Below are 25452 nucleotides of genomic sequence, written 5' to 3' on the forward strand. Positions count from 1 at the left end.
ACTCCACAACCCCTTCGGGCCAAAAGTGTTACCCATGTCTCCGGTATAAACTGTAACCTATGTGTCCGGAACGGACCCTTGTGTTTGTGGTGAGCGCGATGGGATTCGAACCCATGACCTACTGATTAAAAGTTCGTATATAATTAAGGAAAATCAACCACTTACAAAATCGGCCGCGCGAAAGTCGCACGGCTTTGTCGCATGTTTACCGGCCATGCGGCGGCTTGGCAACGCCCACGCTGGTCAGGATTTGGTCGAGCCGGCGGTTGATGTCGCGGGTGCCTTCGCGGTTCTCTTCGCGTAGCTCTTTGACGTTGGTTTCGATGCGCGCCATGTGGGTGTCGAGATCCACGCGGCGCACGTATTCATCGCGCACGCGATTGATGCGGTCATGCAGCTGCTCATCTCCCTTCTGGATCTTGTCAGAGGTCGAGCGATGCGAAGCGACGATCGCGGACACGATCGCCACGATCGTGCCGGCCACGCCGATCAGGGCAATGACTTCACCGTCCATCAATGGCATCCGTACTTCTGGACGCGCCCGCGATGCTGCGCCACGGCAACGGCAAACGGACGGTCGTTGGCGACAAGGTAACTATTTGTGGCCGGCTTTGGCTGCATCGGCACCAGCAGGTCGCAAGGCTGCGTCACTGTCGGGCTGCAGGCACCCACCAAGCAGAGCGCACAAAGCAGGGTCGTCAGCGGCAAGAGCTTCATTGTCGATGGCCTTTCCGTCTTTTAGGATGGTGACGCGATCGGCGGCGAGCTGCGCGGTCAGGCTGGCGCGGCCGTCAGCGCGCCCCTTGGCGTAGACGCCACCGAACAACGCGCCGGCAAGGACAAGCGCCCCCAGCGCCTTCCCTGCCGGCGAGAGCGCCGCTTTGAGCAGCGCCGCGATCATCCGCCGATTTCCGCGCGGAGATCCCGCACCGCCTGGGCGAGCTGCGCGCGGCGCGTGATGCCGTAGACAGCGAAGGCGACGATCACGGCGACGATCGCCAGCTGCACCCGCCAGTCGAAATTGCCGAAGGCGGCGAGCGGAGCGCCAAGTGCAGTCAGAAGCCACGTCCAGAAGGTCTTGGTTTTGGTCACACGCTTGTGCAGCTCGCCGGGGTCGACAACCACCGGCTTTTCCACCACCACCGGCGGGGCCGGCGCGGGCGCAGGAGCGGGCTGCGGCGCCGGCGCGGTGTCTGGTGCCGCCGGCGACGGCGTTTGCGCGCTGGCGGGCTTCTCTGCCGCCCGCACGGCCCAGTCGGGCAGCAAGGGACTGCCGCCGACATCCTGCCACGCCTCCAGCGCAACTGCCGCCCACTGGTTGCGGCTCGCATAGTGCTTCACGCCGGCGTTTTCATACTCCCGCTCGAAGGCCTTGACCTTCGCCTGCAGGTCGCGGGCAGCAACCAGTTTGGTGATCGCGCTGCGATAGGCGCCCTTAAGCTCGCTGAACAGGAAACCATATTGCGCCTGGTCGGATGATTCCTTGAGGCCCGCGCGTTTGCAATACGCCTCGAACTTGCGGCGACGCGGGCCTGTCCATTGCGCCCAACCGAAGCCGCCGCGACTGCCGGGAACGGTTGGCTTGTCTTCCGTGAGGTCTGCTAGGCCTTCGCTTTCATGGCCGAGATTGCCAAGTATGGCCGCCGAATCGTCCAGCCCGATTTTGAAGTCCCGGATAAGCAGCGCCATGATCCACGGCGCTTTCGAACGGAAGAGGTCCTGTGCCTTGCCCCTGCTTGCCATTGCCGGAAACCTCCCTGTGGTTGCCGGCAGGGTAAGATCAGGCAGGGTTCGTCAAATGGTGGGAGTCGGTGCGGACACTGCGGACGGCGCTGCATTTCCTCCTCGCCGCGGGAAGTAGGCGGCCATCCGCTTGCCGAGCACGTGGCTTGGAACCTCAACCGAAACATGTAGCAGCCAGGCCACGCCCATGGCGCCGGCTGTGACGATTATGAGGCTCATCCATGCCTTTAGACCGAGGTCCAGGAGCACCCGCAGGGCTGCATAACCTGCGACGCCGTGGACGACATAGAGCGGGTAGCTGATCTTGGCAAAGAAGTCCCCAACGACTGTCGACCTGAACATCGAGGGGAACATTGCGGCGACCGCAAAGACAGCAACCGCAAGGCCATAGCTGAACGCAAGTCCGCCGCCACCAGCGATGCCCTTCGCTTCGCCGGCCATGACCGTGAACAGCATGAACAAACCGGCGGTCAGCACAATCGCTTGTAGCCTATCAAGCCCCGCGGAGTGCAGATAGCAAAACGTGACGCCGATGAACATGAAGACGATGAACGGCGCCGCCCATTGTATCGCTAGGAGGAGGTGGTAAGTGGCTATCGCTCCCTCTTTCCAATCGTCGACAGTACCGGAAACGTAGAGGCCGATGGCGGCGACGATCAATGGCACAAGAAACGCTAGCGCCGATCGCTTGCGAAGCCATATGATAGCCAAAGCGCAAACGACGTAGAAAATAAGTTCTATCTCCAAAGTCCAGACGATGCCGTCGATACTACGCACCCAGAGAAACAGCTGGGGCCCTGGAATATATTGAACAAGCACATCGCCCAACGTGAACGGCCACGGTCTTCCGAAGTATTCGCCGACGAGCCAGATGCCGAGAAGGGTTACCGAAAAACCGCACACGTAGAGCGGCACAATTCGAAAAAAGCGACCGACCAAAAACGCCTGCCATGTGCTGCGGCGCAGTGAAAGAGGGATGACAAAGCCGCTGACGAGGAAGAACACGCCGACGCCGAACGAGCCCCAATCAAAGTGCGGCACGGAGTGAAGCCATAGCAGATATGTTGGGAAGCCGTAGCGATCCAATGGCAACACTGGGGCGTTGATCATGGCCGCCGTGAATTCGCGGTTCGATGACCAGAAGGCCCCAGTGTAGTGAGCTATCAAAACCGAGATCGCGGCTACGCCGCGCAGCGTGTTTGCGAATGCAACTCGCTCTTGGTGCATTTATGGAGCCCCCTGATATTAGGAGCCTGCTATACCGTCATTTGGGCGTCAGTGCACCATCTTCTTAGCTGTCAACGCGCCAGTATAGGTGATGACGATCGCCTCATTGGGCCCAAGTTGGGCCGCGAAGGGAACGTTCGCCCCCAAGGCGGCTGGGAGAATAGATACTCCTGCGCTTTGCGTTACGGCAGTTACGCTGGTTGCAGCGCTGAAGTAGAGCGTTTCCGGTGACGAGCCTGCCGTGTATGTCCACGGGGACGCTGCCGGCGCCAAGGCAGCAGCGCCCACCGGGTTGTATCCTGCAATGTCTTTGATGACGTTGTTACCCCCCGTCGCCGTGTTGGAGACAGGGGTCGCATTGCCGCTGATCGTTCCCCCCGACACGATGTTGCTGCCTGCAGCGCCTTGAATTGCCAAGCCGAATGTATTCGCCTTGGACACAAGGCCCGTGGTCACAGATCGGTTCGTCATGCTAATGTTGAGCCCCGAGCCGGTATTGTTCACGGCAAGCAGGTTCGAAATTGTCACATCCGACGAGTTGAGCACCCGAAGGCCGTCAGCGCCTGCCGCCGCGCCTGTCTGCCCCGTCGCTCCGTTGGCGATCGGATTGCTCAGCACTGCGTTGACGACGTTGTTTAGCGTCAGGGCGTGACCCCGGGCAAGAGAGCTTTCAATGGCGGTCGCGAAGACGTACTGCGAATTCTGCACCAGGATGCCGTCACCGATAACCGTGTCGGCAAATACTCGGTCCAGCCACAGCGCGACGCCCGTCGCTCCGTTGCCGGCGAGAACGATTGCCGGCGCACCAGCGTTGTAGGCCGGCGCGCCGGTGCCATAGCCAAGCGCATCAAATCGGGCCAATTCAAGCCCGGCGAAATTCTCAAAACGGGCGCTCTCGAACGAGACAAGCGCCGGGTTCTGCGTATGGTCGATGATAAAATCGCGGAAGACGATGAAGCCATTGCTGCGGCGGTTATAAACCTGGCGCCCGAGCGTTTGCTGGCAGAGCACATCCTCTACAAGCACGTCCGAAATGAAGTTGGAGGCATGTACTTCGTCACCGATCGCCTCGACGCAATTGGTGAACTTGATCGCTCCGAGCCTTACACGGGCGACGCTTGCAGTTGCCGTTGCAAATCGGATCGCCGTGGATGATCCACCGGCGCCCGCCATGTCAATCGCGACATTCGAAATTCCGCTGTATGCCGTGGTGGTTCCAGTCAGCTTAAAGAGCGAGGTTGCTGCCGTCGACTTCAACAGCACCTTGCTTTCGCCTTCGATGAACTGGCCGCTGGCTACCGTGATCTGGTTGGTACCAAAATGATATCCGGCGGCGGAATAGGGGATCGATACCTTCTTGCCGGTTCCAAGAGCCGCATTGAGTGCGGAGGCATTGGCCGCTGCATTGGCGATATCACCATCAGCCACGGCACCCCACCAGCGGAGATCGACTGCGCCAGAGAAATGGCGCGCCCACGTATAGAGCGGGTTTGCCGTCGACCTAAAGAAACGCCCTTCCAAGGCGTCGGCCCCCGCGGCCGCCTGATCTGCTGCCGAGAGCCCGGAAGTCAGGTAGGCCACCCACGTGCCGTTGCGGCCGAGTCCTTCGCCATAAATCGTTGCAGCCTTTTCCTTGATCGGATCGAGCGCCTTGACCGCCACGCGGTCGACGACGAAAGCAGCTGCTGCCAACGCGTTGCGCACCTCCGTGGTGGTTTTGGTGGCATAGCCCGTAGCGTCGGGCTTGGCCTGCAGAAAGGTGTTGGCGGCGATCGGCGGAAGATTGACACCGGCAGCGCTTGCCGCTGCAGCGGCGGCCGAGGCCGCAGCTGCGGTCGCATATCCCAGCGCCTTGCGCATCCAGTTGAAAGCCGAAAAGCCCGCCGGATTGACGCCGTCGTCGACGCCAACATCTTCGGCCTCGGTCGCCCATTTTCGGGCCGCATCGCGCGCCGCAACTGCAGCTGCTGTTGCGCCAATAATCGCTTCTACGTTCTCGCCGGACGGAACAACATCGCCGTTCTCGAACTTTGCCAGCTCGCCGTCGGCGCCAGGAATGATGGTGACCGGATCGACACCCGGCATGACGCGCACCGCCCGGTCAACATCGCGGCGCAGCTCGCTCTGCGCGCTGGCCTGCTTGGAAAGCTCCTTTTCGAGCTCGAGCGAATTGATGGTGCCGGCCTTGGTGACGGCAACGCTGCGCTGGGCCGTGCGGCGCGCCTGGTGATACCAGCTCGTGCTTGCCGGCACGGCCGCGCCGAACGTCACGGTGAAATAGTCGTAGGCCGCCGCCGGGTTCACCTTGGCGATCGTGCAGCTGGCCGTAACATCCGTGTAGACAGTCTCGCCGGCCGCCTTAGCGAACACCGCCACATCGGCCGTGTCAAAGACCTTGTAGAGCGAGGCCGCGTATGGGCCGGCCGTGCCGTTGCCGACGAGGATTGCGGATTCGCGCTTCTCGCGCGGCAGGATGAACGGGGTCGGTGCCATCGGGGAGCCTCTTTGATCGAGGCTGCAGGATGACTCGCGCGCGAAAGCGTCAAATGGACCTAGCGGCCGAGAGGCGTGAGCTGGCCGGGCTTGACGATGTAGGGCGTGCCGTTCTTCTTCGCCAAGCCGATCTGCGCCTTGAAGCTCATATCGGCGTTGGGGTCCAGCATCCATTGCAGATTGTCCAGCACAAGCCGGTTGAACACGCCGCGCGTCAGCCAGTGCGAGGCAACCACAGGCGTGTAGCGCCGCAGATACTGCGTCAGCTTGCGGCCGGGATTGGCCTTCTCCATGAAGCTCTTTTCCCTGCCCTTGGCCGTTTCCCGGCGCGTCGCGGCGAGCAACGTGCCAGCGGTTAACCCGGCCGTGTCGCCGATGAAGGCGACGCCGGGGCCGGCGAGGCTTTCCAGCATCGACTGGCCGAAGCGGTTTTCCGTCGACTTTACGAAATCGCCGAACAGGCCGAAGCCGCCGCCCTGGATGCCGGCGCGGAACCAGAAGCCGGGATTGCTGCGCGGGTCCATGTCCTCGGGCTTCTTGAAGTCGAGCAGGCTTTTGATCTGCAGATAAGCCGCGCCGCCAAGCGTCAGCATGATCGCCATGGGTGCGAAATAAGCCAGCCCCGACCGGCGGAAGCCGGTCCCGCCGCCGCGCGTCGCCGCCATTTCGCCGATCGCTTCCATCTGCAGCGCCGTGAAGGACAGGCCAAAGCTCTTGTATTGCAGCAGGAAGTCCAGCAGCTCGCCGCCCACCGTGCCGCGCTCGGCCAGCCCGTGCACCAAGGATCGCGCATTCGGCGTTCCGGTCGGCACCGACCGTTCCGACCAGCTATTGATCACTTCGGCAAGCTTTTCGCTGGCCTCGCGATGCGCCAGCGCCTTCGCCTCGGCTGCGATCTCGTGCGGCGCCGAGGTCCGCATGTCGATATACTGCACCCCGCCGCCGTTGATCTCGATCTGGCGCGGAGTGACGAAGCCGGCCGGATCTTTCGCCTGGCGCCAGATCTCCCAATGCGCCGGCGTGACGCCAAAACCCTCAAGCGCGGTGCGAAAACGCTGGTCGAGCTGGGCAAAGGTCTTTTCGGCGTTATCGGCGACGGTCTTCTGCCACGCGCGCGCCTCAAGCAGCTTGCGGCCGACAGTGAGTGGCTGCAGGCCCGAGAAGGTAACCCCGCGATCGGCGATCCAGCGCGACCAGTCAGAGCCTACGGCCGGCCCGGCAAAGCGCAGCTCGTCGTTCATGATGTGCAGGTATTCTTCCCACATCACGCCCGAGCTGATGATTTCCTCGCGGTTTCCCTTCGCGACCATCTTGACCATATCGACAATGGTCGACGTCACCGGCAGGCCGGCAAGCTTGCGGGCGGCGCGCGCAACGAACGGATCGGTGCCGGCGGCGAGGATGACGGTCGCGCCCAGCTGGGTGCCGGTCAGCACGTTCTTGATGTTCGAGGTCGTGCGCGCGGCACCGCTTGCCACTTCTGGCCGGCCGCGCAGGGCCTGCCAGAGGCTGTCAAGGCGATATTGCGCGACGGCCGCCTGACTGTCCTTGAACACCGTGGCGCCTTTCGCCAGCGTCGGCTTGCCAGTCTCGAGCTTTCCGATTTCAAGCGCGACTGCCTGTTTCATGTATTCGACCATGGCGCTCGGGTTCGGGCCAAGGACTTCCATTGCAGCGATATCGCGGGCCATCCCGTTGATGTGGCCGAAGATCGACTGCACGACGTCGCCCTTGCCGTATTTCTGGTTGTACTCCATCCAGCTCGCGGCATCCTTGAAGGCGAGGAACCTTTCTTCCTGCCTTTGCGTGGCAATGGCGCCCTGCCCGCGCCGCACCATGGACGGCTGCAGGTGGGCGCGGCCGTTCGAGACGATCGATTCCCAAACATGGTCAAGCGCCTGGTCGAGACCGGCACCGCTCAGCTGCTGCCCGGTAAGCGGATTTGTCATCTTGCTCGGGTCGAGAAGGTCGCGGATCTCGGCTTTCCACGCATCGCGGCCGGCGGCCTTGACCTTGAGCCGGTCGTGCGTGTGCGGCAGGCCGAAATTTTCGATCTTGCCGATGGCGCCGCCGGCGGCGTTGAACCGCTGGCGCAGATCCTCGAACACGCTGGAAATGGCACGGGCCAGCTGCTTGGCGGTGGCGTCGCCGGACGCCTCACCGTGCAGCTCGCGCACCACGTCGCCCTGCAGCGCGCGGTTCTTGCGCTTGCCGAGAAGCCCGCGCCGCTCGAATGAATACATGACCTTATCAAGGTTCTTTTGCGCGCCGATGATGATTGCCTCGGTCTTGCCGCGCACGCTCGACGCGCCGCGAAAACCATAGTGCGAAAGCAGCCCCATTGCGGCCTCGAACACGTTGGCCTTGCCGTCGCGGCCGCGATAGTCCTGCAGATAGGACTTGACCGACAGACGCCGCGCCTCGGTAAGATCGGCCCGCCGGCGCGCCTCGGCCGCCTCGGCCTTCAACTGGATTTCGAGATCCTTGCGCGCCTTCGCCTTCGCCAGATCGTCGCCCATGGAAAGGCGGTTCTGCGCGAAGCGCTGGTCGAACTCGTCGGCAAGGAAGCTGGCTTCCTCGCGCGTGATCGCCTTCTGTTCAACGGCGGAAATCAGGCAGTCTTTCAGGCCCATGTCAGTCCCTGCAGCTGGCGATCAAATCGCCGAAAAATTCGGTCCTCTCGGCGTCCGCAATCATGGTTTCGTGGGTCGCGTGTAAAATGGAGCCATCCGGGTTCTTGGCCGCCGGCAGCGCGTCCCAAATCGACATCTGCTTGCGGCTTTCCAGATCGAACAGCCCGCCTTCCGGCATGGCGGTGTCGCCGCCGCGCATCGGCTTGGCCGCCTCACTCTGCAGCTTTTCCTTGGTTGAGACAGGCTTGACTCCTTCCAGCAAGATTTGCTCGCCGGCGGCCGTGCGCTCGGTTGCCGGCAGCGCCTTCACCACCTCGTCGGCCCTGTCCAGCCGCGCTACTTCCTTGCCGTCCTTGGTCAGCACGAAACGCGGATCTACGAAGTCGACCCCGTAATGGTCGTTGTGGACCACGCCGCTATAGTCGAGAGAAAGACGGTAACCGGCCTTTTCCGCGACTGGCGCCAGCACCGCCAATTCGGCGTCAGCCTCGGCGCGGGTCGTGTCGTTCTCGGCCGTCGCATATTCGGCGATCGTGGCCCGGTCCTTCTTGGTGAGCGGCTTTTTCGCGAGGATCTTTTCATCAACGGCGTTCATGCGGTCATGGATCGCATTCACGCGCCCAAGCGGCTCTGCCTTCGCCTCGTCCGATGCTCTCCGCGCTTCCGTGAGGACCAGGGCGGCCATTTCGCCGGCCTCGGGTGTGGCCGGCTCGGGCGTGTCGCCGGGCTGTCTTAGGCCGACTTCTTCGACTTCATTTCCGCCAGCACGCGATAGCCCGCCGCCTGCCGCATCAGCTCCGCCCGATCCTCCGGGTTCGCCGACTGCGCGCGTTGCTCCAAGGTCGCCGCCAGCTGCAGCGCCTGTTCCGGGGTCTTCTTCGAAGAAGGGGATGCCTTGGACATCGGGCTTTTCCTCACCGCGCTCTGCGAGCGCATCGGCAAAATTGATATAGTCCTCATCAAGCGCGCGCTCAAGCGCGTCGACAGGGCTGGTGTTTTCGTCCACAAGCTCGGCCGCGCGCACAAGCGTGGCGTCGTCTAGCCGATGATCGATCCCGAGCGAGGATGCGGCCGAATCCACTTCCTCGACCAGCCGGCGATAGGCGGCCTGCGCCGCGCGCTGCCGCTCATAGTCCAGCCAGGCGAATTGGCGGCCGCCGTCGTTGCGCGCCGAAAACACCGGTTCGCCGCCGGCTTCCTGCCGCAGCAGGCGCAAAAGATCGTCCGGCGTGCTTTCCGCCGTGGCGCGCGCGGGATCTCCGTACAGGTCATTGAAAAATCCGGCCTCAGCGGCCGCCTCGCGCGCATAGTCCAGCGATTTACCGTTCCTGCGCACCAACGCACCGCCGCCGGGGACGAATTTCCGGGTGAGGCCCATCGCGGCCAGCTCGCCGTTCTCATCGGCAATCCCGCCGACAGAGCGCGACGCCAGAAACTGCATGAGACTGACCGGCCGCTTGGGCGCCGGCCCTACCGGCGAGCGCTCATTGACGATGCGGTCGATCGCGGCCGCGCGCAGCCCCTCGCTCGAATCGGCCTCCCGCAACGCCTGGACGGCCATTGTAGCAGCTTCGTCGGGGCTGACGCCTTCCGGTGGCGGGCCGAAGGCGTCGGCGTCCAGCGCCGGCTGCTCGGCCGCCATGTCGGCAAGCCGCACCCTTTCCGGGTCCGGCGTGACGCCAAGAGCGTCGGCGATCGCCGCGAAATCGCCGGGCTCAGCCTCGCCATTGGCCGCGCGCACGAAGGCAGCTTCCGGCGCCTCGCGGCCAAGCAGGCGGAACACTTCCCTGCCGCCTTCAAGCAGGCCGCCAAAGCCGCCGCCGAACATCGTCGCAAGGCCGACCTGCGTCAGCGCGGTCGACAGGCTGGCATCGACGCCGGCACGCTGCTTGTATTCGTGCGTGGCTACTTGCAAACCGGCCTCGATCCCGCCATTGATCGCGCCTTCGGTCAGCATCGTATCGAGCATTCGCCAGCCAAGCGCTCTCGCCGGCGAGGACACGCCACCGCCGGCGGCAAGCGTCGCCACCTGCAGCGGATCGCGCAGCGAGCCGGCAAGGCCGCCCCCAAGCGTGTTGCCGATCCTGCGGACAGGGCCAAGGCCGGCGGCCGTCGCCTGCGCCTCGGCCGCGGCTGCATTCTGCTCGGCCTGTTTCGTGATCGCATAGGCGTCCTCGATCACCGGTCGATCGGCCGCGATTACGCCGGCGAACTGCGGCTTTTCGCGCGCCAGCTCGGCCGCCTTCTGCTGCCATGCCTTTTCTTGCGCGGCGATATCGTCCGGGGCCGATGGCTCGGGCAGGCCGGCGGCGCCCGGTTCCAGCTTCAACCGGAAGACATCGAACTTCATCGGATTGTCGAGCTGGACCCCGGTCGCGTCAAAGATCGCCTTGTTGCGGCGCGTGTAGGCTTCTTCCTTGGCGGCCCATTCCGCATTCGAGTTGTCCCGATAGTCGGCCAGATCCTTGGTCGTGTTCCAAAGCGCCTCGGCCGCCGCGCGCTGCTCGTTTTCGTGCGCGATCGTGCCGGCATAGTCCGGCGCATAGGTCGGGTTGTCCCCGAATTTCGTCCCGTAGAGAAACATCAGCGAAAGGCTCCCGGAACACGCGGTTCGAGCCTCTTACGGAGGCTCACGAGGTCGAGGACGAACGGCCGGCCATCGTCGGCCATGATCCACTGCGGATCCGCGCTGCTCGGGTCGCCGGCGGCGAAGGCGAAGCCGCCGTCAACAGCCACCGGCGTGGCGTTGCGAATGGTCGCGGCGCCGGACAGAGCCCGGCGCGGATCGCCACCGCGCGCCGCGCCATAGAAGCCGATGCCGGCCTTGGGCATGTGCTTCAAGCTTTTCAGATCCTCGTCGGTGACCGCGTGCAGCAGATCTTCGAAGCGATCGGCGCGAATTTCGGACGGGATCAGCACCTTTTTGCCGGCGGACACTAAACCGGCATTGACTTCGACAAAGCCGCCGAACTGAACGCCTCGATCGTAGACGGCGCCGGCGGCTTCCTGCACCGCCTGGCTGTGGACGGCCTTCGCCTCGTCGGAAGTCGGGTCAAGCCCTTCCTCCGAAATCCGCTTGCGCGCGATCGAGGCGGCCGCGCGCTCAATGCGGCCGCGATCGTCGCGGGCGAGCTGCAGCGCGTCGCCGGCGACAGTCGCGAAATTCTCGGCCGCTGCATCGGGCTTGAGGCCCTTCAATGCCTTGCCGTCCGGCTTGGCGTAGCCTTCAATCACGTCCTCGGCCGCGCGCTGCGAGCCGCCGAAGGCAACGATTGCGCCGCTCTCAGCGATCATCGGCGCATCCTTGCCGAACTCGGCCAGCACCTGCGGCGCGGCATTGCCGGCGCCGGCGACGATCGCGCCGGCGACGGCTGCACCGTTGGCCGGGTCCGCTCGCACCATCTTGCCGATCGCCACGGCCTCGCCGGCCTTGAGGTAGCGAACGGGAACACCAAGTTCCTGCGATGCCTTCTCGGCGGACTTCGCGCGGGCAAGCATGATCTGGCTCAGATCCTCGGCGCTGCCGGCCTCGGTCAGCATCGGCGTTTCCGGCACGATGCCCTGCTTTTCGGCGTAGCTCACGCTGTCGGCCGTGATTTCCTTGCGCTTGTCGGCAACCATCTTTTCGGCGAAGGCGAGCGTGCGCAGCTGCGCGTCCGTCGCATCCTTGCCATACTGCTTGCGCAGGCCCTCAACGTGCTTCTCGGCCTGCGGCAGGCTGAAATCGTTGATGGCGCGGCCGGCGGAGATCTTCGCCAGCGTCTCCTGCATCACTTCCTTGCCGCCGGGTACAGAGCCCGAATCGAGCATGAAGGTGGAGAGGTCGCCCGGATTGACGTCGACGCCAGCGAGCAGACGCAGCGCCATCTTGTCGCCGCGCTCGCGAAAATCCTTGGTCTGGCGATCGGCGAGCGCCCGCTTGCTGCGTTCGAGCTTCTGCAGGTGCGCGTCCAGCGTCGACCAACCCTCGCCGTCCAGCCCGGCAATGCCGCCATCGGCCATGTTGCGCGCCATTTCCTCGCGCATCGACTTGACACCGGCGGCGTCCAGCGCGTCGGCCTGCTTGCCGTAATAGGCGAGCGCGGTGTTGCGGCGGCTGGTGATTTTCGCTTTTGCCGCGTCGTCGGGGTCCATGATGCCGTTGCGCACAGCCTGGTCGTAGTGCTGGTCGATCGCCTCCTGCGCGCTGGCGATAGCGTCGCCAGCGTCCGGGTTCTTCGGGTCGAAGTCGGCCAGCTGCTTTTGCTGGTCGGTTTCGAGCTGGTTGGTGCGGTCGACAAATTCGGCGCGCTGCTGCAGCTCGACCTTGCGGGCAAGGTTTTCGCGCGCCTGCCCCATGTAGGACGTTGCCAGCCGATCAAAGCCCACGTCGTAATCGGCCGCGATTTCCGGGAAAATGTGATCCTTCGCCAGCTGGCCCTTGAGGTCGCCGAACGCCTTCTCCAGTGTCGCCGGATCGTCCCGGTACTTCTGGTAAAGCTGCTGCGTTGTCGACCGCATTTCCGAATCGACCAGCTGCAGATAGGTCTTGGTGCCCGCCTCGTCGAAGGCGCGACCGTAGATCGTGTCGCGGCCGCTCGGCCGGAACGTCCCGCCCTTGGTTTCCAGCTTCGGCCCGGCGCCGGCGCCGTAGAATTGCGCCTGGCTCTCGTGCAGCGACTTCGCATAGGCCGTGGCGTCGTCGGCGTTGTCGAACACGCCAAGGTGCTTGCCGGTCTTGCGGTAGGCTGCGATCGCTTCCTTGTCCGACAGGATCTTGCCGTCATCCGAAACGGTCGGAATGAGGATTTCCTTGCCGTCCTGCTCGAACGACATGGAACGCACGGTGCTGACCGTGCCATCGGCGTTTTTCACGACCGGCCGCTTTGCCAGATCGATGTTGCCCGGTTCGACCAAGCCTTTCACCGGCCCGGCCGGCGCCGGCGCGATCGATGCGGTGGCGTCGCCGCCGCCGGCGGTCTGGATGCCGTAGATCGACTGCGCGGCGGCCAGACGATGTTTCCAGCCAAGCGCACCGGTGGGATTGTCCGGCGTCCAGCCGCGCGGCCGCTCGAACCCCACGGCGGCGGCCGTCGCTTCCTCGACGGTGCGCGCGGCGGCCAGCCGGCGGCCGACGCCGGCTTCCGTTGTCCGCAGCTCGTGCATGGCGAAATCAAGCTGGGTTTCGAAGTCATTGACCGGCTTGCCCTGCGAGGCGGCAAAGGCTTTCAGGGCGCGGCCGCGACGGCCGTTCCACTGTCCAATGCCGATCGAATGAGAACCGTCGGCGCCGTCATTGCGGTTGATCGCGTTGACGTTGAAATTGCTCTCGCCGGCGAACTGTCCGAGCAGGCCCGAGGCGAACTCATTCGAGACGCCATATTTCTGCATCAGGTAGGCCTTGCCGCGCGCGGCAAGCTCACTGCGCGAAACGGGGGCGCTGGCGCCGGTTTCCCCGACCGGCACTTCATCAAGCCCGGAATAGGCGGCATCCGGCCGCCCGGCCAAGGCGGCCTGCTGACCGGCCATCGCGCCGGCGCGCTGGGCCTGGTCGTCGGCGATCTGGCCCGCCTGGGCGGCAAGCCGGAACAGGCCCTCGCTGGCGCGCTGCAGCAGCTCGCCGCCCGGTCGCGCGACGGGCAAAAGGCCATCGGCAAGCAACGGCTGGGTGCGAAAAGGCCGGTAGCTGACCGGTTCAAGCGGCCTTGTCGTCATTTAGTAACGCCTCCCCAACGAAAGCAGATTGTCGGTCGCGCCGGAAAGCGCGTTGATGATGCCGCCGGTGCGCGCGGCCTTGGCCATGGCGCGATAGTTGCGGGCGCGTTCGGCCAATCGCGAAACGCGCGTCAATTCGGTGCTCGAATCGGAAGTCAGCGCCAGATCGGCTTCACGGTAGGCATCGGTGCGCGCCGCCTTCGCGGTGCCGAAGGAGAGATCGACGCCGGAAGCCGCATAGGCCACGTCCTGCGCGCCAAGCGCATCGGCCATCTGCTTGCGGATCGACGCGCGCCGATTGATGCCCTGCAGCGTCTCAACCTGCTGCTCGCCCTCGGCATCGCTTGCGGCGAGCTCGTTTTGCGCGGCCTCGGCATTGCCAGCGCCGATCGCCGACACGACGCCAAGGACGGTCGCGGTTCCCTGCAGGATGGACGCCAGCGAAATGCCCGAGCCGGCGGCCGCAGCGCCCGCGCCGGCGCCGGCAGCAGCCGCCCCGCCGGCGGCCGCGCCGCCACCGAACAGCGAAAGGATCGGAGAAAGCAGGACTTGCATCAGAGTTTCGTCCCCATTGCGATTTGCCGCACTCGCAGTTCACCTGGCCGCTTCTGCGTGATGACGGCGGTGGTATCGGTCACCATGCCGACCAGCACATCGCCGCCGATCGTCAGCATCTTGGTTTTGAGCGGCATCGGCGCGTCCACCGGGTCGCTGGTTTCGTGCAGCTCGATTTCCACCGGATCTTGGCCGTTAGCCCCCACGGCGATGCTGTCGCTATCAGCTATGTCGACATAGAGCGTATGGATGCGGCCCGGCCGGCGGATCACTTCATCGCCGCCGGTGACCAGCACCTGCGGCATGGTTTCGAAGCGCGGCGCGATCCAGCGCCCCACGAGCGCGGCGGCGTAGGCGTCGCCAAGCGAAATCGATCCGCCAACGCAGACGAACGGCCCAAGCACGTAGCCATCAGCCTTTGCCCATAGCTCGGCGCCGTCCTCGTAAGGCAGGCCAGTAATGACGCCGCCGAGGTCGGGCACGGCGTCAACGGCGTCCTGCAGGTAGATGGACGTGTCATAACGCTCGAAAGACGTGTGGCCGGCGCGCTCGACGGCCAGCCAAAGACGGTTCTTGCCGTCGATGCCGATTTCGCGCACGAGGCCGCCGGCGGCCGAAAGCCATTCGCAATAGCCGTTGATGTCCTGATTGCGGATCATCTGGCAGGCGATCAGCCGGCCGTCAGTGCGCATCAGCCAGCCTTTCGACGCGTCGAGGTCGGTCGCAGGCTTCTGATTGGCGCTGCGGATGATGTTGTCGGCCAGGTGCGAGGCAAGCAGCGACACAGGGTCGGCGTTGAAATTGGTCGTGCTCGACGTGACCGTTTCCGAGACGCGCAGCACCTGCTTGCCGCCGTTCACTGCGAAGGCCAACCCTTCCGGATTGATCGCCACATAGTAGACCTCGCCTTCCAGCGTGAAGGGCCTGCAATTCGGCTGCGCGCCGATCTCGCTGGCCGGCACGAAATTGAGCGGCGTGTTGCGCTCGATCGTCCGGTTCGGCACGAAGTAGAGAGCAATATCAGTGAAGACAAACATATAGTTTGCTTCCTTGACATGCAGGATTGTTTCCGAGGTCTGCGAGCGCAGCTTGTCGAGGCGCGCGGCCGCGTCGGTCGTGCCCTCAATGTTGAGGTCGAAATACTCGCCAACCCGGCTCATGGCCTTGGCGCCCGTCACGGCCGGGAGCCGGTAATAATCCATGCGGTCTTGCACCAAGATCGCGCCGCCCGGCCAGCCGCGCGCGGCCGAAAACACGGGCTCATTCTCGGTCTTGCCGATCTGGGTATGGTAGGGCAGCACAGAGGCCTTGGCCGTGTTCGGCACGATGGCCGAAACCTGATATTCCTCGCCGGAAAGGTCACCCCCGAAGGTGATGGTAAAGTTCTTGAAGCCGCCGAAGCCGTTGCCGGCGACAACCGTCACACCGGGCGACATCGTTGGCAGCGCCCGCAACGCCGTCTGCAGTTGCGTCGCGAACAGCGGCCAGTCCGGCGTATCGGGATTGATTTCGGCCGGCGCACCGTCGCCCGTGCGCGGAACGAAAATCGCCGGCGTGGTTTCGCCATCAACGGTGATGCTCACCGCCACGTATTCAACCGAGTCTTCCCAGCGCAACGACAGATCCCATTTGTCATCAGTCTTGGGATAGTCGCCGCCGAGGTCGGCCGAAGGCACCGGATCGTAAGGCCATAGATCCTGCCGCCAGTCATGCAGCTGGCCGGGCGTCATCAGGAACAGGCGCACGGTTTCGAGCTGGTCGTGAAAGATGCCGATCGTCGAGGCCTCGCTGTAGAAGCCAAGATCTGGCAGCATGGCGGCGGTGACCGTCGCCAGGCGCGCGGAACCCTTGAAGCCTTCCGCCGTGAAGAAGTCGGCAATGCCGGCCGTGACGAAGCAGGAAAGGCTATCGCCCTGGTCCGTCGTCAGTTCGACATAGCGCGGCCGCTCGGGCGTGCCGTTCTCGAAAAAGGCGCTAACGGCAAGGCCGGTCACGTTGGCGGCAATCGAAAACGTCGCGTCGATGCGCAGGCTGGTCGCCGCCTTCTGCTGACCGGGCGCGAAGGCCGCAAGCCGCGTCGCCGGCGTGCCGGCTTTCACCGCGAACGGGCCGCCGATCGTTGTCCAGACGCCGGCGACAAGCGCCTTGATGGTGAAGCTGGCCGTGCCGGCGTCGATCGCGAGGCCGGACGCGAGCACGGCCGCGACCGTACCCGCAACGGTTCCGGTCCAGATCGTTTGCGTTCCGACGAACGGGCCAGCCGCGGGCGCCGGCGCGGTGATGGCCCGATCGGCCAGCGGCCGGCGCCACTCGCCGACGCGGCGCGACCCGCCCATGCGGCGGAAGCCCGACTGCGGCACCGGCTCTACCCCTTTGAAGGCGAGCCCGGCCGAATAATACTGCTTGATGTCGACGCGCCCTTTCGCTTCCGGCGTGAACTCGCCGGCATTGCAGGAGCGCATGGGAGCGGCGGGACGCGCGACCATTCTAATACCGCCCGTGCCAGTCAGTGGTGAAGCGGCCACCGGAAAGCGCGTCGGACACGGCCGGCGAGGCCACCGGAGAGGCGGCGCGATCCTGCGCAATCAGGCGGCCGAACATGCCGCCGGCGCCGCCCTGCGATGGCGTGCCGATCGCGGCGGCTTCCTTGTTTGCGGCAAGCTCCGTGTCCTGCGTCAGCGGCACCGCCAGATAGGCGGCCAGCAGCACCGCGAAAGCGTCGGTGAACTGCGGCGGCCAGTCAGTCGGCTCGAGATAGACCTTGCAGCGCGCATAGGCCGCTTGCTCATTGGTGAAAACCGTCTTGCCCTCAATGGCGAAGTCGCGCAGCGGAACTTCGCAGCGGGGATCAGAGGTGAGTTTCAGCGGCGGCCCGATGATCCCGCCGGGAAGGTCAAAGCCATAGGTCCAGCCGTTGATAGGCGTCGCCTGCTGGCGGGTCAGCAGGAAAGTCTGCCGGCAGAAGATCCAGTCATGCAGGCCGAAAGCGCGCGCCATCGTGCGCGGCCAGAAGATCTCCACCCGCGCGCCAAGCGGGGTGTCGTCATCGATCGAAAAATTAGGCGCCAGTCCGAGTTCGACCAGCGCCCAATTCACGATCATAGCTTTGGTGATTTCCGCCTCGGCCATGATGTCCCTCTATTGCCAGCTGGCGATTAGGCGCCCGCTGCGTCGGTGTTGACGGCGACGGTGACATTGCCGGTGGGCGGCGAGGCCGTGACGATCAGCGACACGCGGTCGCCAACGCCATCAGCAACGCAGACGGCCTCGATCACGCTGTTGACCAGCAGCTTGGAGCGAGCGTTGTTGAAGTAGCCGGCCGTGGTGACGGTCGCGACGGCATCGGGCGTGGCATAGTTGAAGAAGTCCACGCGCTTGCCGCCGGCGCCGTACGGCACCGAGTTGTAGAGGGAGAGCGAACGAGGTTCGAACATTGAGATTTCTCCGAGTGAAGAGAGTGAAGCGGGGCGGCGCTTATCGCCGCCCCTCGTGGCGAGCGCCGCTTACGGCACAGTCTGGGTCGGGACCGGCGGCCGGATCAGGTTGGTGATCTTCTTCAGCCAGAAACGCTTGACGCCGGCGCCCTGGATGCCGATCGCCGCGCCGCCGAGGCCGGCCTTGACCAGATACGGCGTGCCCTGCAGAAGCGGCTGCGGGGTGATGCTCGGCGCTTCCTGATTCCACGGCATTTCGGCGCCCATGGCTTCCTTCGCCCACATGTAGGTGTAAAGCGAATTGCCATCGGGGCCGACGAAGTATTCATCGGGCAGCTCGATATAGGTGACCTGTCCAATGGTGCGCATCTTCTGGCGCTGCTTCTTCGAGAAGGGCGTGTCATCGGCACCAACCCAATCGGCGTCAGCGAACTCCTTGTAGAATTTCAGCTGCGACATCCATTTGGCCGGCAGGCCGCAATAGATGTCGTCATCGCAGCCGACGCCCGCGATTTCCGCCGCGCCCTGCTCGAACTGCAGCAGGTCCGGCACTTCGGCGCCGGTGCCGATCGTGGTCACGCCGGAACCACCAAGAACCGAGAACGCTGCAAGCGCATCGAGCTTGATGGTGTCGCGCTTGCGGCGGATCGCCTTGGTGATGATCTGCGCCAGCGCGTTCTGCTCGTTCGGGCCGGCCTTGTACGCGTCCTGCGTGCGCCAGAAATCCGAGGCTTCGAAATCCTCGAACTGCATCTGCACAGTGGTGAGCGACGGACCGTTGGCGGGAACGCGCTCGATCGCGCCCGTGAGCTTGTAGACTTCCGTCCGGCCGATGATCGGAAACTTGACGGTGTTGGCGACAACGTCACCATTCATCATGGTGTTGTCGAGCATGCCACCATGAGACTGATACGAGACGATGACCTGGTCTTTGATCTTCTCGGTGAACCAAGCAGCGATATTCTGAGACATGGGAAAGCCCCTGTTGAGGTTGCTGTTTCAAGCAGCCTTGGGGCCGATAGAGCCGGGTGTTTCGGGGTCCGGTGAAGGATAGCCCGCCGTCGCCGGGTCGCTCCCTTGGTTGCGCCGGTCGAGGATGCCCCGACCGGCGCCGCGTCAAATGCGATGCGTGTTAGACGCTGGGGATCAGGCGCTGATAGCGCTGGTCGAGCGCTTCAAAGGCGGCCTTGTTGAACTTCGGATGCTGCGGGTTCATTTCCGGCTTCGCCAGCTCGGCGCGCAGCTGCTCGCGTTCGTTCTGGCCGCCGGCATTGGCGCCGCCGCCGGCGAACGGCTGCGCCCTGTCGCCCCCGGTCACCTTCGATGCAAAGAATTCGAGCAGCTGATTGCCCTTGGCGGTGTCCATCAGCATCAACAGGCCATGATCGGCCACTTCTTTTGGCAGGCCGTTCTGCACCATCAGCTTGACGAAATCTTCGTTGGCCTGCAGGCGCGCGTTGATTGCCGCGTCCTGCTGCGCTTTCGGCAGGCTCTTGGCCGCGTCCGGCAACAATGCGGTGCGCTCGGCGGCAGGATCGACCAGCGCTTCCAGAATGCCGGCCTCGGCCGCCTGGGCATAGAGCGCCGTGGTGAGCTTGTGCATGGTGGCGACCGGGATTTTTTCCTCCATCGCCACCTTGGCGACGGCGCCGAACAGCGGATCTTGCGCAAGCGCCTGCAGGTGCGGCCGGATTGTCTCGGGCGCCTTGTCGATTTCGAAGGCGTTGTAGGCGGCGGCGTCGTTTGGCACGGCAGAATCGCGCTGGCGGTAGCCGTTCAGCGCATTGTGCATCTTGTCGATCGTCTCGCGATCGTCCTTGCCGAACATGGTGTCCGGCAAGCCTTGCGGCCGATATGGCTGGTTGGCTCCCGCAGCAGCTGCTGCGGCGGCGGCCGCGTCGTTGGAGCCACCCTGCGCGTCCGCCGCCGCTCCACCGGCACCGCCGGCGGTTTCTCCACCGGCGGCACCGCCCCCGCCACCGCCGCCGGCGCCGCCCTCCGCGTTGCGGACAGGCAGATATCGATCAAGAATCTTTCGCATATTTTTGGCTCCTTCGCTGCGTCCAGATTTTTTCGCCCTCGGCGATCGCCCGCAGCATGGCGTAACCGACGGCTGTTCTTGCCTCGTGCTTGGCGGCGGCCAGCGCCGCGCTTTCCTTCATCGAGCCGACATGCGGGAACGGCGCGCGCACCGTGAGGTCGGCCAGCCATTCGATGATCCGGCGGCCATCGGCGGTGTTGTTGAAGTGGAAAAGCAAAAGCTTCAAATCATCGCCGGGATCGAAATTATCCCCGACCTTGGCCGGGAAGAAGGACTGGGTAAGTCCCTCCATGGTCGGCACGGCGCCAAGCAGTTCCTCAACCGCCATCATCTGGCGGGCAAATGGGAATGGTCCGTTGCTCATGCTGCCTGTGCGTCGGGTTGGGCGGCTGCGTCGACAAGGTTAGGCGCGGCCTTGACAGCCGCCTGCGCTGCGACGGCAAGCGCCTGCTGCTTGGCGTTGTCGGCCTGCGCGGCTTTCTGTTCGTCTTCCGTGGTGCTAATGTCCGGCGGGACAAGCAGCCCCTGCCGGGTGCGATCAAGGTAGCGGTCGATCGAGATATACTCGTTGACCCGCTGCGGCCCGACCGTCTCGGCGACCAGGCGATAATAATTGATCGACGCCTGCAGCTGGTCGGCCTTCAAGGCCGCCGCCATCGGCGAATTGATGTACATGGAAACGAGCAGCTGATTGAAGCTCATCAACTGCGGCAGGATCTGCCATTCGTTGAGGATCTCCATCACGCGCGGCACGATCACGCCGGTGCCTTCGGTGTTGAGCCGGCCATAGGCGCCGATGTGAACCTTGGCGTTCTGCGCCTGGATAAGCGCGACCTCCGATGCTGACGGCGGCGTGCCGCCATCATCGAACAGGCGGGTGTCAAGCAAGGCCTCTCGGATCTGGCGCTGGCCGTCGCCGATGATCATTTTGGCGACGTCGATCCGGCCGCCGGCGGGATCGAGGCGCTGAACGTCCGGCCCAAGCACCCCGCCGGTCGATTGCATGGGCCAGAACTCGCCCGGCCCGAGCCGCACCGTGTCGGGATTGAACGTGCCGCCAGCCCGGAAACCCCAGATGCCGAGCAGCTGGATTGCCGCCGCTTTCAGCGTCAGTTCCTGCGCCTTGTTCACGGTCTTGATGGTCGGCAGCGCGAACAGCACCGGGCCGCGCCCATAGGCCTCGCCCGGCCAGCGATAGAAGCGCATGACGGCGATCGGCTGCGTCATGTACATTTCGCTGGCGATGAAGTCGCCTTCGGTCTCGTGATAGACGCAGAACACCCAGCGACCGTCAGGAAGCCGGAAAAAATCCTGATAGATCGTGGTTTCGTCGTAAGGCTTGGTCTTCGCGGCTTCCTTGAAACCGTCAGTGAAGTTGCCCTTCGGCCAAGCCTCAATGATGGCCTCGCGGCCGAGGTCGGTACGCTTCCACGACACGAAATTGACGCGGCCATAGGCGTCCTGCGCCACCGCGATATCGCCCTGCGGAACGCAGATGAAGCGCACCGGCTCATTGATGTTCGGCCCGCGCAACGGCAGGATTGCGCCTGTCCCGACCGTCAGGTCAGTGCAGGCCTCGTGCATGGCGTCGTCGTAATCGCCCGTTTTCATGAACGGGTAGACGAAATTCGCCACGCCCTGCAGCTTTTTGTCCCAAGCAATCTTCTCGGCCGCCTTGAGCTGCTGCGCGACCAGCGGGCCGGTTTCGGTGATGAACGGCGTCGACGCCGGGAACATCTGCCGCTGGATCTCGCCGGCGCAATGCATGGCCGAGTTCGGCCCGGTCATGTCGAAGATGACCTGCGTCGGCCGCTTGGTCTTGCCCAGCCCGCCCGGCCGCCGGTTCGGCAGCACATAGTCATAGGCCTCGCAGTAAAGCGAATCCCAGCCGGCGCGGTTGTTCCACACCGTCTTGGAGCGCTGGCGCTGCTTGGCGATGTCTGGCAGCACGTCGTTCGCGGCGGCGGGAGCGGCCATTTAGCTGAGGTCTGCCTTGGAGGAAGGATCGGCCACGAACAGGCGGCGGCCGCGCGGGTTGCGCCTGGTCGCGTCGCTGTTTGCGTCCTGCGCGCGCAGCTCGGCCAGCTGGCGATCATTCGCCACGGCCTGCGCCTGTTTCTGCTGCTCGGCCGCTTTGCGTGCGTCTTTGCCGGGATCTAGGATCGAGCTCATGCTTGCCTTTCCTCAAGATCCACACGCCGGGGTCGAAGTTGCCGTGCGCATGGAAGCCAACGAGCATCGCCATGCGCTGGCCGGCGTGGTTGCTGCGGCCGATGCGAGCGACGATGAGGCGAGTTTCGGCCATGGCAAAAAGCGTCAATTGCGCGATCCGAACCAGCCGGCGCATGTGCCGGGCGCCGGCCGGCGCGATCGACAAGGCCATTTCCGTCCGGCGCCAGCCATGCCGGCAGAAGTAGGCGACGGCCATGCAATCATCGCCGCGATAGATGGCGACGGTTTCGAAGTCTCGAACCTGCTGCAGCACGATGCGCCTCACGCGCGCACCTGCGCCCGCGAGGTCGAGCGCGGCAGTCTTCGGCGCCGGCGAGACGATGCGCCACATCAGAACACGCTGAAATCTGACTTCACGGTGATGGAGCGGATCGGCACCACGTTGCCTGGCCGGCCGATCTGCGCGGCTTCCTTCTTGACGTTGGTCGGCCCGCGATAGCCGTAAGCCTCATACTGGTCGGCCTCAGCCACGTGCGAATATTCGTTCTTCTCGATTTCGAGGCTGTCGGTCTTGGCCTCGCTGCTGTGCTTGGTCAGCTGATACTGCGACACATAGGCCCGGATCAGATACTTGCAGCTCGGGTCAATCAGCAGGCGCGGCGTGTTGGCGTCGATATCGCCGAAGTACCAGTCCACGGCCTCGAACCGGGAGCCGAGGTCGTTGGTGGCGGTCGGCATGATCGGAATGGACAGCGCCAGCTGCACTGTCTCCACCCACGCCAGCTCGCCGCGCGTCTTGTCGGCGCCATACCAGGCCGAAGGGTCGGCCCATGCGCCCGCACACCTCATGCCGGAAAAATCGCGCATAAGCACTTCGGCGATGTTCTCGGCGAAGCGAGCCGGCCCGGTGACCGTATCCGGCCGCGAAACCACCTCGCGCAGGATGCGCTTTTGGCCGTTCGGCATCCGCTGGCAGATAACCGCGGCTGGACGGCCGCCGGCGTCCATCCCGAGCGTGAACGGCAGTTCCTTGACGATCTTCAGCGGCGAATCCGCGCGGTGGCGCAAGAGGTTAAACCGCTTGAAAATCACGGTGCCGGTCGCCTTCGGCGCGTACATGCCATGCACGTTGCGCCGCGCCTCGTGCGCGTCGGGGCCGCCGAACTGGCGTTCCTCTTCCTCGTACTTATGGCGCGCCTTGCCGATGCGGTTTTCAGCCTGCGGTGACAGGCCGGACGGCTGGGCAAAGAAGTTGTAGCCCGGCCATTTTTCCGGCGCCTCGATCTCGCGTTCATAGGTCCAGTTGGTTTCGTCGGGCGGGTTGAAGTCGCCGCAGACGATGCGCGGCACCTTGAGGCTTTCGCGGCCGGTGTCGGGATCGGCGACATAGCCCAGCCGCTCACCCTCCCATTCCATCACCTCGCTTTCCGGCGGATAGCGGCCGGTTCGGCCGTAGAGCCGGCCGGGTGCATCCTTGTGGATCAGGTCGCATTCGTTGAGCCACCCGAGCGAGATTTCATAGCCCTTGAAGAAGCTGTCGAGGTTCTGCTCGCCGATCGCGCCGAACTCCATTTCGAGGCGGATCTTGGTCACCCTCGGTTCCCATACGCCCTTGGCTCGATACCACTGGCGCAGCGTGTCCCATTCGAGCACGTGCTTGACCGGCCTGTCCTGGCCGCCTGAAAACGCCCCGGCTTCGGACGCGGTGTAAGGCCCGCCCTTCGGGAACGCTTCCAACCACGATGCCAGCGCGGTCTTCGCCATTTCCCGGTACGTGTCGCGGATCGCCGCCGCGCGCACGTGCACGACGCCATCACGGCAAATCGGGAAGTCGACGGCCGAATGCCGGGCGATCTTGAAGATGCTGGCGACGGTCTTGCCGCTACCCCACGGCCCTCTGATCAGGTCGATGGGGCCTTGGCTCATGATGTAGGCCGCCGCAACTGGCCCGGCTGGACGGTAGTGCTTGATCAGATCGAACCCTAAACCCATGACCCTCGGCCCTCGAATTGTCGCGCCCCGCGCGCCCGCGTCCCGACTCCACGTGGCGAATTTATTTCCGGCGCCGGCGAGTCCACTGCAAACCGCTGGAAACAGCGGTGTGTGTGAGCCGTAAGGCCCGTGGGCAGTGGTGGGCCCCCCGCGTTTTCGAAATTCGACGCGGCCGCCTCGGGCCGGCAAAGGCAGGGGGGCGGGGTCGAGCGGCAGGCACCAGGCGCCGCGCCGCTCACGCGCACGTGCGCGAGAACTGCCCCGACGATTCCTGTTTTCAATCGCGCAACTGATTTGCAATCAGTCGCTCGTCCCTGAATTGTCTTGGCTATTCAATGGGTTAGCATTCTCGTGCGACATGTCGGCCGGTTGTCGCACGGCGGTGCCGTTGATTTCATTGGGTTTTTCGGCCTCGGGCATGATGCCGGCCGACATGAAGCCGTCGCCATTGATCTGCGTCACGTTCATTTCGCCGATCACCATCAACGGCCGCTTGTCGCCAACCGGCAGCTCGATCTGCTGCGGCTTCCTCGCATGGTGATACGGCATGAGGTCGGCCGCCGCGCCGCGAATGATGCCAAGCACGGCGATCTTGTGCTTTGCCGTCTCGGCACCGACTGCCTTGCACAGCTCGCCGAAGTCGGCCGACTGAATCATGGATAGCGTCACCATCGGGTCACGATGGCCGCGCGCCTGCAGGTAGCGGATCAGGTCACCGTTCTTGCGGTTCGGAGATCCTGCCGGCCTCCCCCGCGCCCGCGCTGGCGCAGCAACCATTTCCGCCGCCAGCGCCAGCGCGTCGGTTCCCTCGCCATCGGGCAAGCCGGACAAGAGGTCGAGCGGATCGGCGCCAGGCAGCTCGGCCGGCGGCGCGTCAGCGGCGCCAGGACGCGGTGTGTGGGCGTCTCGCTGCCCCTCGTCAGCCTTGGTCGACATCGAAAGCGCTCCATTGCCAATTTTTTATTCCGGTTCCCGGCCGAGGTCGCGGGTAACCGTTCGGGAACCGGCTTTTCGATAGATATTTCAAATGGATATACCCCTGCGGTTACCGGTTACGTGGTTACCTCACCCCACACGTATGCGCGCGCGCGTGATGCGAGGTGGCATTTCGTCGGGAACCGGTAACTGAAGCAGTCATGTCGTTGATTTCCTTGGATTTTTCTGGTTCCCGCTCGGGTAACTCACTGGTAACCCGGTTACCGGTCCCGCTCCCGCCGGACGCGCAATCAGCCTCGCCCAAATCGCCTAGCGTCAACTGCAAGCCATGGATTGGCGCGGCGGATCACAACTTGCGATCAGGTGGGCGGGGGCGCAGGGCGTCAAATGGGGCGCGGGAAACGATGACAAATTGTCACGAAATGACCCGGCGAAATGGGCGCGGGCGCGGATCAAATTCACCCTCGGGCGATGGAGTAGAAAGCGGCGCAGCCCTGCCGGGCTGCTGGTTGTTTCAGGCGCGACGCGTGGC

Annotated in this window: 20 protein-coding genes; all 20 read right to left on the bottom strand. The window is 64.3% G+C overall.

From position 1 onward, the window contains the following. Positions 1–205: 205 nt before the first annotated feature. The 20 genes from P9272_RS13615 to P9272_RS13710 all read right to left on the bottom strand — a co-directional run bounded on the left by P9272_RS13615 (position 206) and on the right by P9272_RS13710 (position 24920). On the bottom strand, positions 206–514 hold the full coding sequence (locus tag P9272_RS13615) for a hypothetical protein (protein ID WP_278160932.1): 309 nt from the start codon (positions 512–514) through the stop codon (positions 206–208). A gap of 81 nt (positions 515–595) precedes the next feature. Further along, positions 596–901, bottom strand: a complete 306-nt coding sequence (locus P9272_RS13620; protein WP_278160933.1) for a hypothetical protein — start codon at positions 899–901, stop codon at positions 596–598. Next, positions 898–1743 (bottom strand): phage tail tip lysozyme, encoded by an 846-nt coding sequence (locus tag P9272_RS13625; RefSeq protein WP_278160934.1) that lies wholly within the window; start codon positions 1741–1743, stop codon positions 898–900. The genes P9272_RS13620 and P9272_RS13625 overlap by 4 nt, the downstream gene beginning before the upstream one ends. 51 nt (positions 1744–1794) lie before the next feature. Continuing rightward, positions 1795–2970, bottom strand: a complete 1176-nt coding sequence (locus P9272_RS13630; RefSeq protein ID WP_278160935.1) for an acyltransferase — start codon at positions 2968–2970, stop codon at positions 1795–1797. Positions 2971–3018: 48 nt separating this feature from the next. Continuing rightward, positions 3019–5463 carry a hypothetical protein gene (locus tag P9272_RS13635; protein ID WP_278160936.1) on the bottom strand — a complete coding sequence of 815 codons (2445 nt, stop codon included), beginning with the start codon at positions 5461–5463 and terminating at the stop codon, positions 3019–3021. Positions 5464–5522: 59 nt separating this feature from the next. After that, positions 5523–8096 (bottom strand): hypothetical protein, encoded by a 2574-nt coding sequence (locus P9272_RS13640; protein WP_278160937.1) that lies wholly within the window; start codon positions 8094–8096, stop codon positions 5523–5525. Between the two features lies 1 nt (position 8097). Beyond that, the gene (locus P9272_RS13645; RefSeq protein ID WP_278160938.1) at positions 8098–10680 is read right to left on the bottom strand and encodes a hypothetical protein; all 2583 of its coding nucleotides are present in this window, start codon (positions 10678–10680) and stop codon (positions 8098–8100) included. Then, positions 10680–13790: a phage tail tip lysozyme gene (locus P9272_RS13650; RefSeq protein ID WP_278160939.1), complete on the bottom strand. Its 3111-nt coding sequence runs from the start codon at positions 13788–13790 to the stop codon at positions 10680–10682. Before P9272_RS13650 ends, P9272_RS13645 begins: the two co-directional genes overlap by 1 nt. Then, positions 13791–14345: a hypothetical protein gene (locus tag P9272_RS13655; RefSeq protein WP_278160940.1), complete on the bottom strand. Its 555-nt coding sequence runs from the start codon at positions 14343–14345 to the stop codon at positions 13791–13793. It lies immediately after the preceding gene. Further along, entirely contained in the window at positions 14345–16831 is a 2487-nt protein-coding gene (locus P9272_RS13660; protein ID WP_278160941.1) for a hypothetical protein, read from the bottom strand. The genes P9272_RS13655 and P9272_RS13660 overlap by 1 nt, the downstream gene beginning before the upstream one ends. Before the next feature lies 1 nt (position 16832). Further along, positions 16833–17474: a hypothetical protein gene (locus P9272_RS13665; RefSeq protein WP_278160942.1), complete on the bottom strand. Its 642-nt coding sequence runs from the start codon at positions 17472–17474 to the stop codon at positions 16833–16835. 26 nt (positions 17475–17500) lie between these two features. Then, positions 17501–17779: a hypothetical protein gene (locus P9272_RS13670; protein ID WP_278160943.1), complete on the bottom strand. Its 279-nt coding sequence runs from the start codon at positions 17777–17779 to the stop codon at positions 17501–17503. A 69-nt stretch (positions 17780–17848) separates the two neighbouring features. After that, positions 17849–18751: a phage capsid protein gene (locus P9272_RS13675; RefSeq protein ID WP_278160944.1), complete on the bottom strand. Its 903-nt coding sequence runs from the start codon at positions 18749–18751 to the stop codon at positions 17849–17851. A gap of 160 nt (positions 18752–18911) precedes the next feature. Beyond that, positions 18912–19820 (bottom strand): hypothetical protein, encoded by a 909-nt coding sequence (locus tag P9272_RS13680; protein ID WP_278160945.1) that lies wholly within the window; start codon positions 19818–19820, stop codon positions 18912–18914. Beyond that, positions 19804–20184, bottom strand: coding sequence for a hypothetical protein (locus P9272_RS13685; protein WP_278160946.1), 381 nt, complete (start codon positions 20182–20184; stop codon positions 19804–19806). The genes P9272_RS13680 and P9272_RS13685 overlap by 17 nt, the downstream gene beginning before the upstream one ends. Beyond that, positions 20181–21797, bottom strand: coding sequence for a portal protein (locus P9272_RS13690; RefSeq protein WP_278160947.1), 1617 nt, complete (start codon positions 21795–21797; stop codon positions 20181–20183). Before P9272_RS13690 ends, P9272_RS13685 begins: the two co-directional genes overlap by 4 nt. Then, positions 21798–21923, bottom strand: coding sequence for a hypothetical protein (locus P9272_RS13695; protein WP_278160948.1), 126 nt, complete (start codon positions 21921–21923; stop codon positions 21798–21800). Continuing rightward, positions 21913–22383: a hypothetical protein gene (locus P9272_RS13700; protein ID WP_278160949.1), complete on the bottom strand. Its 471-nt coding sequence runs from the start codon at positions 22381–22383 to the stop codon at positions 21913–21915. Before P9272_RS13700 ends, P9272_RS13695 begins: the two co-directional genes overlap by 11 nt. Then, entirely contained in the window at positions 22383–24284 is a 1902-nt protein-coding gene (locus P9272_RS13705) for a hypothetical protein (protein WP_278160950.1), read from the bottom strand. Before P9272_RS13705 ends, P9272_RS13700 begins: the two co-directional genes overlap by 1 nt. After that, a complete protein-coding gene (locus tag P9272_RS13710) occupies positions 24285–24920 on the bottom strand; it encodes a hypothetical protein (protein WP_278160951.1) in 636 nt (211 codons plus the stop codon). Between the last annotated feature and the right edge of the window lie 532 nt (positions 24921–25452).

Origin of the sequence: Mesorhizobium sp. WSM4976 (assembly GCF_029625685.1) — a bacterium.
Classification (GTDB): Bacteria; Pseudomonadota; Alphaproteobacteria; order Rhizobiales; family Rhizobiaceae; genus Mesorhizobium.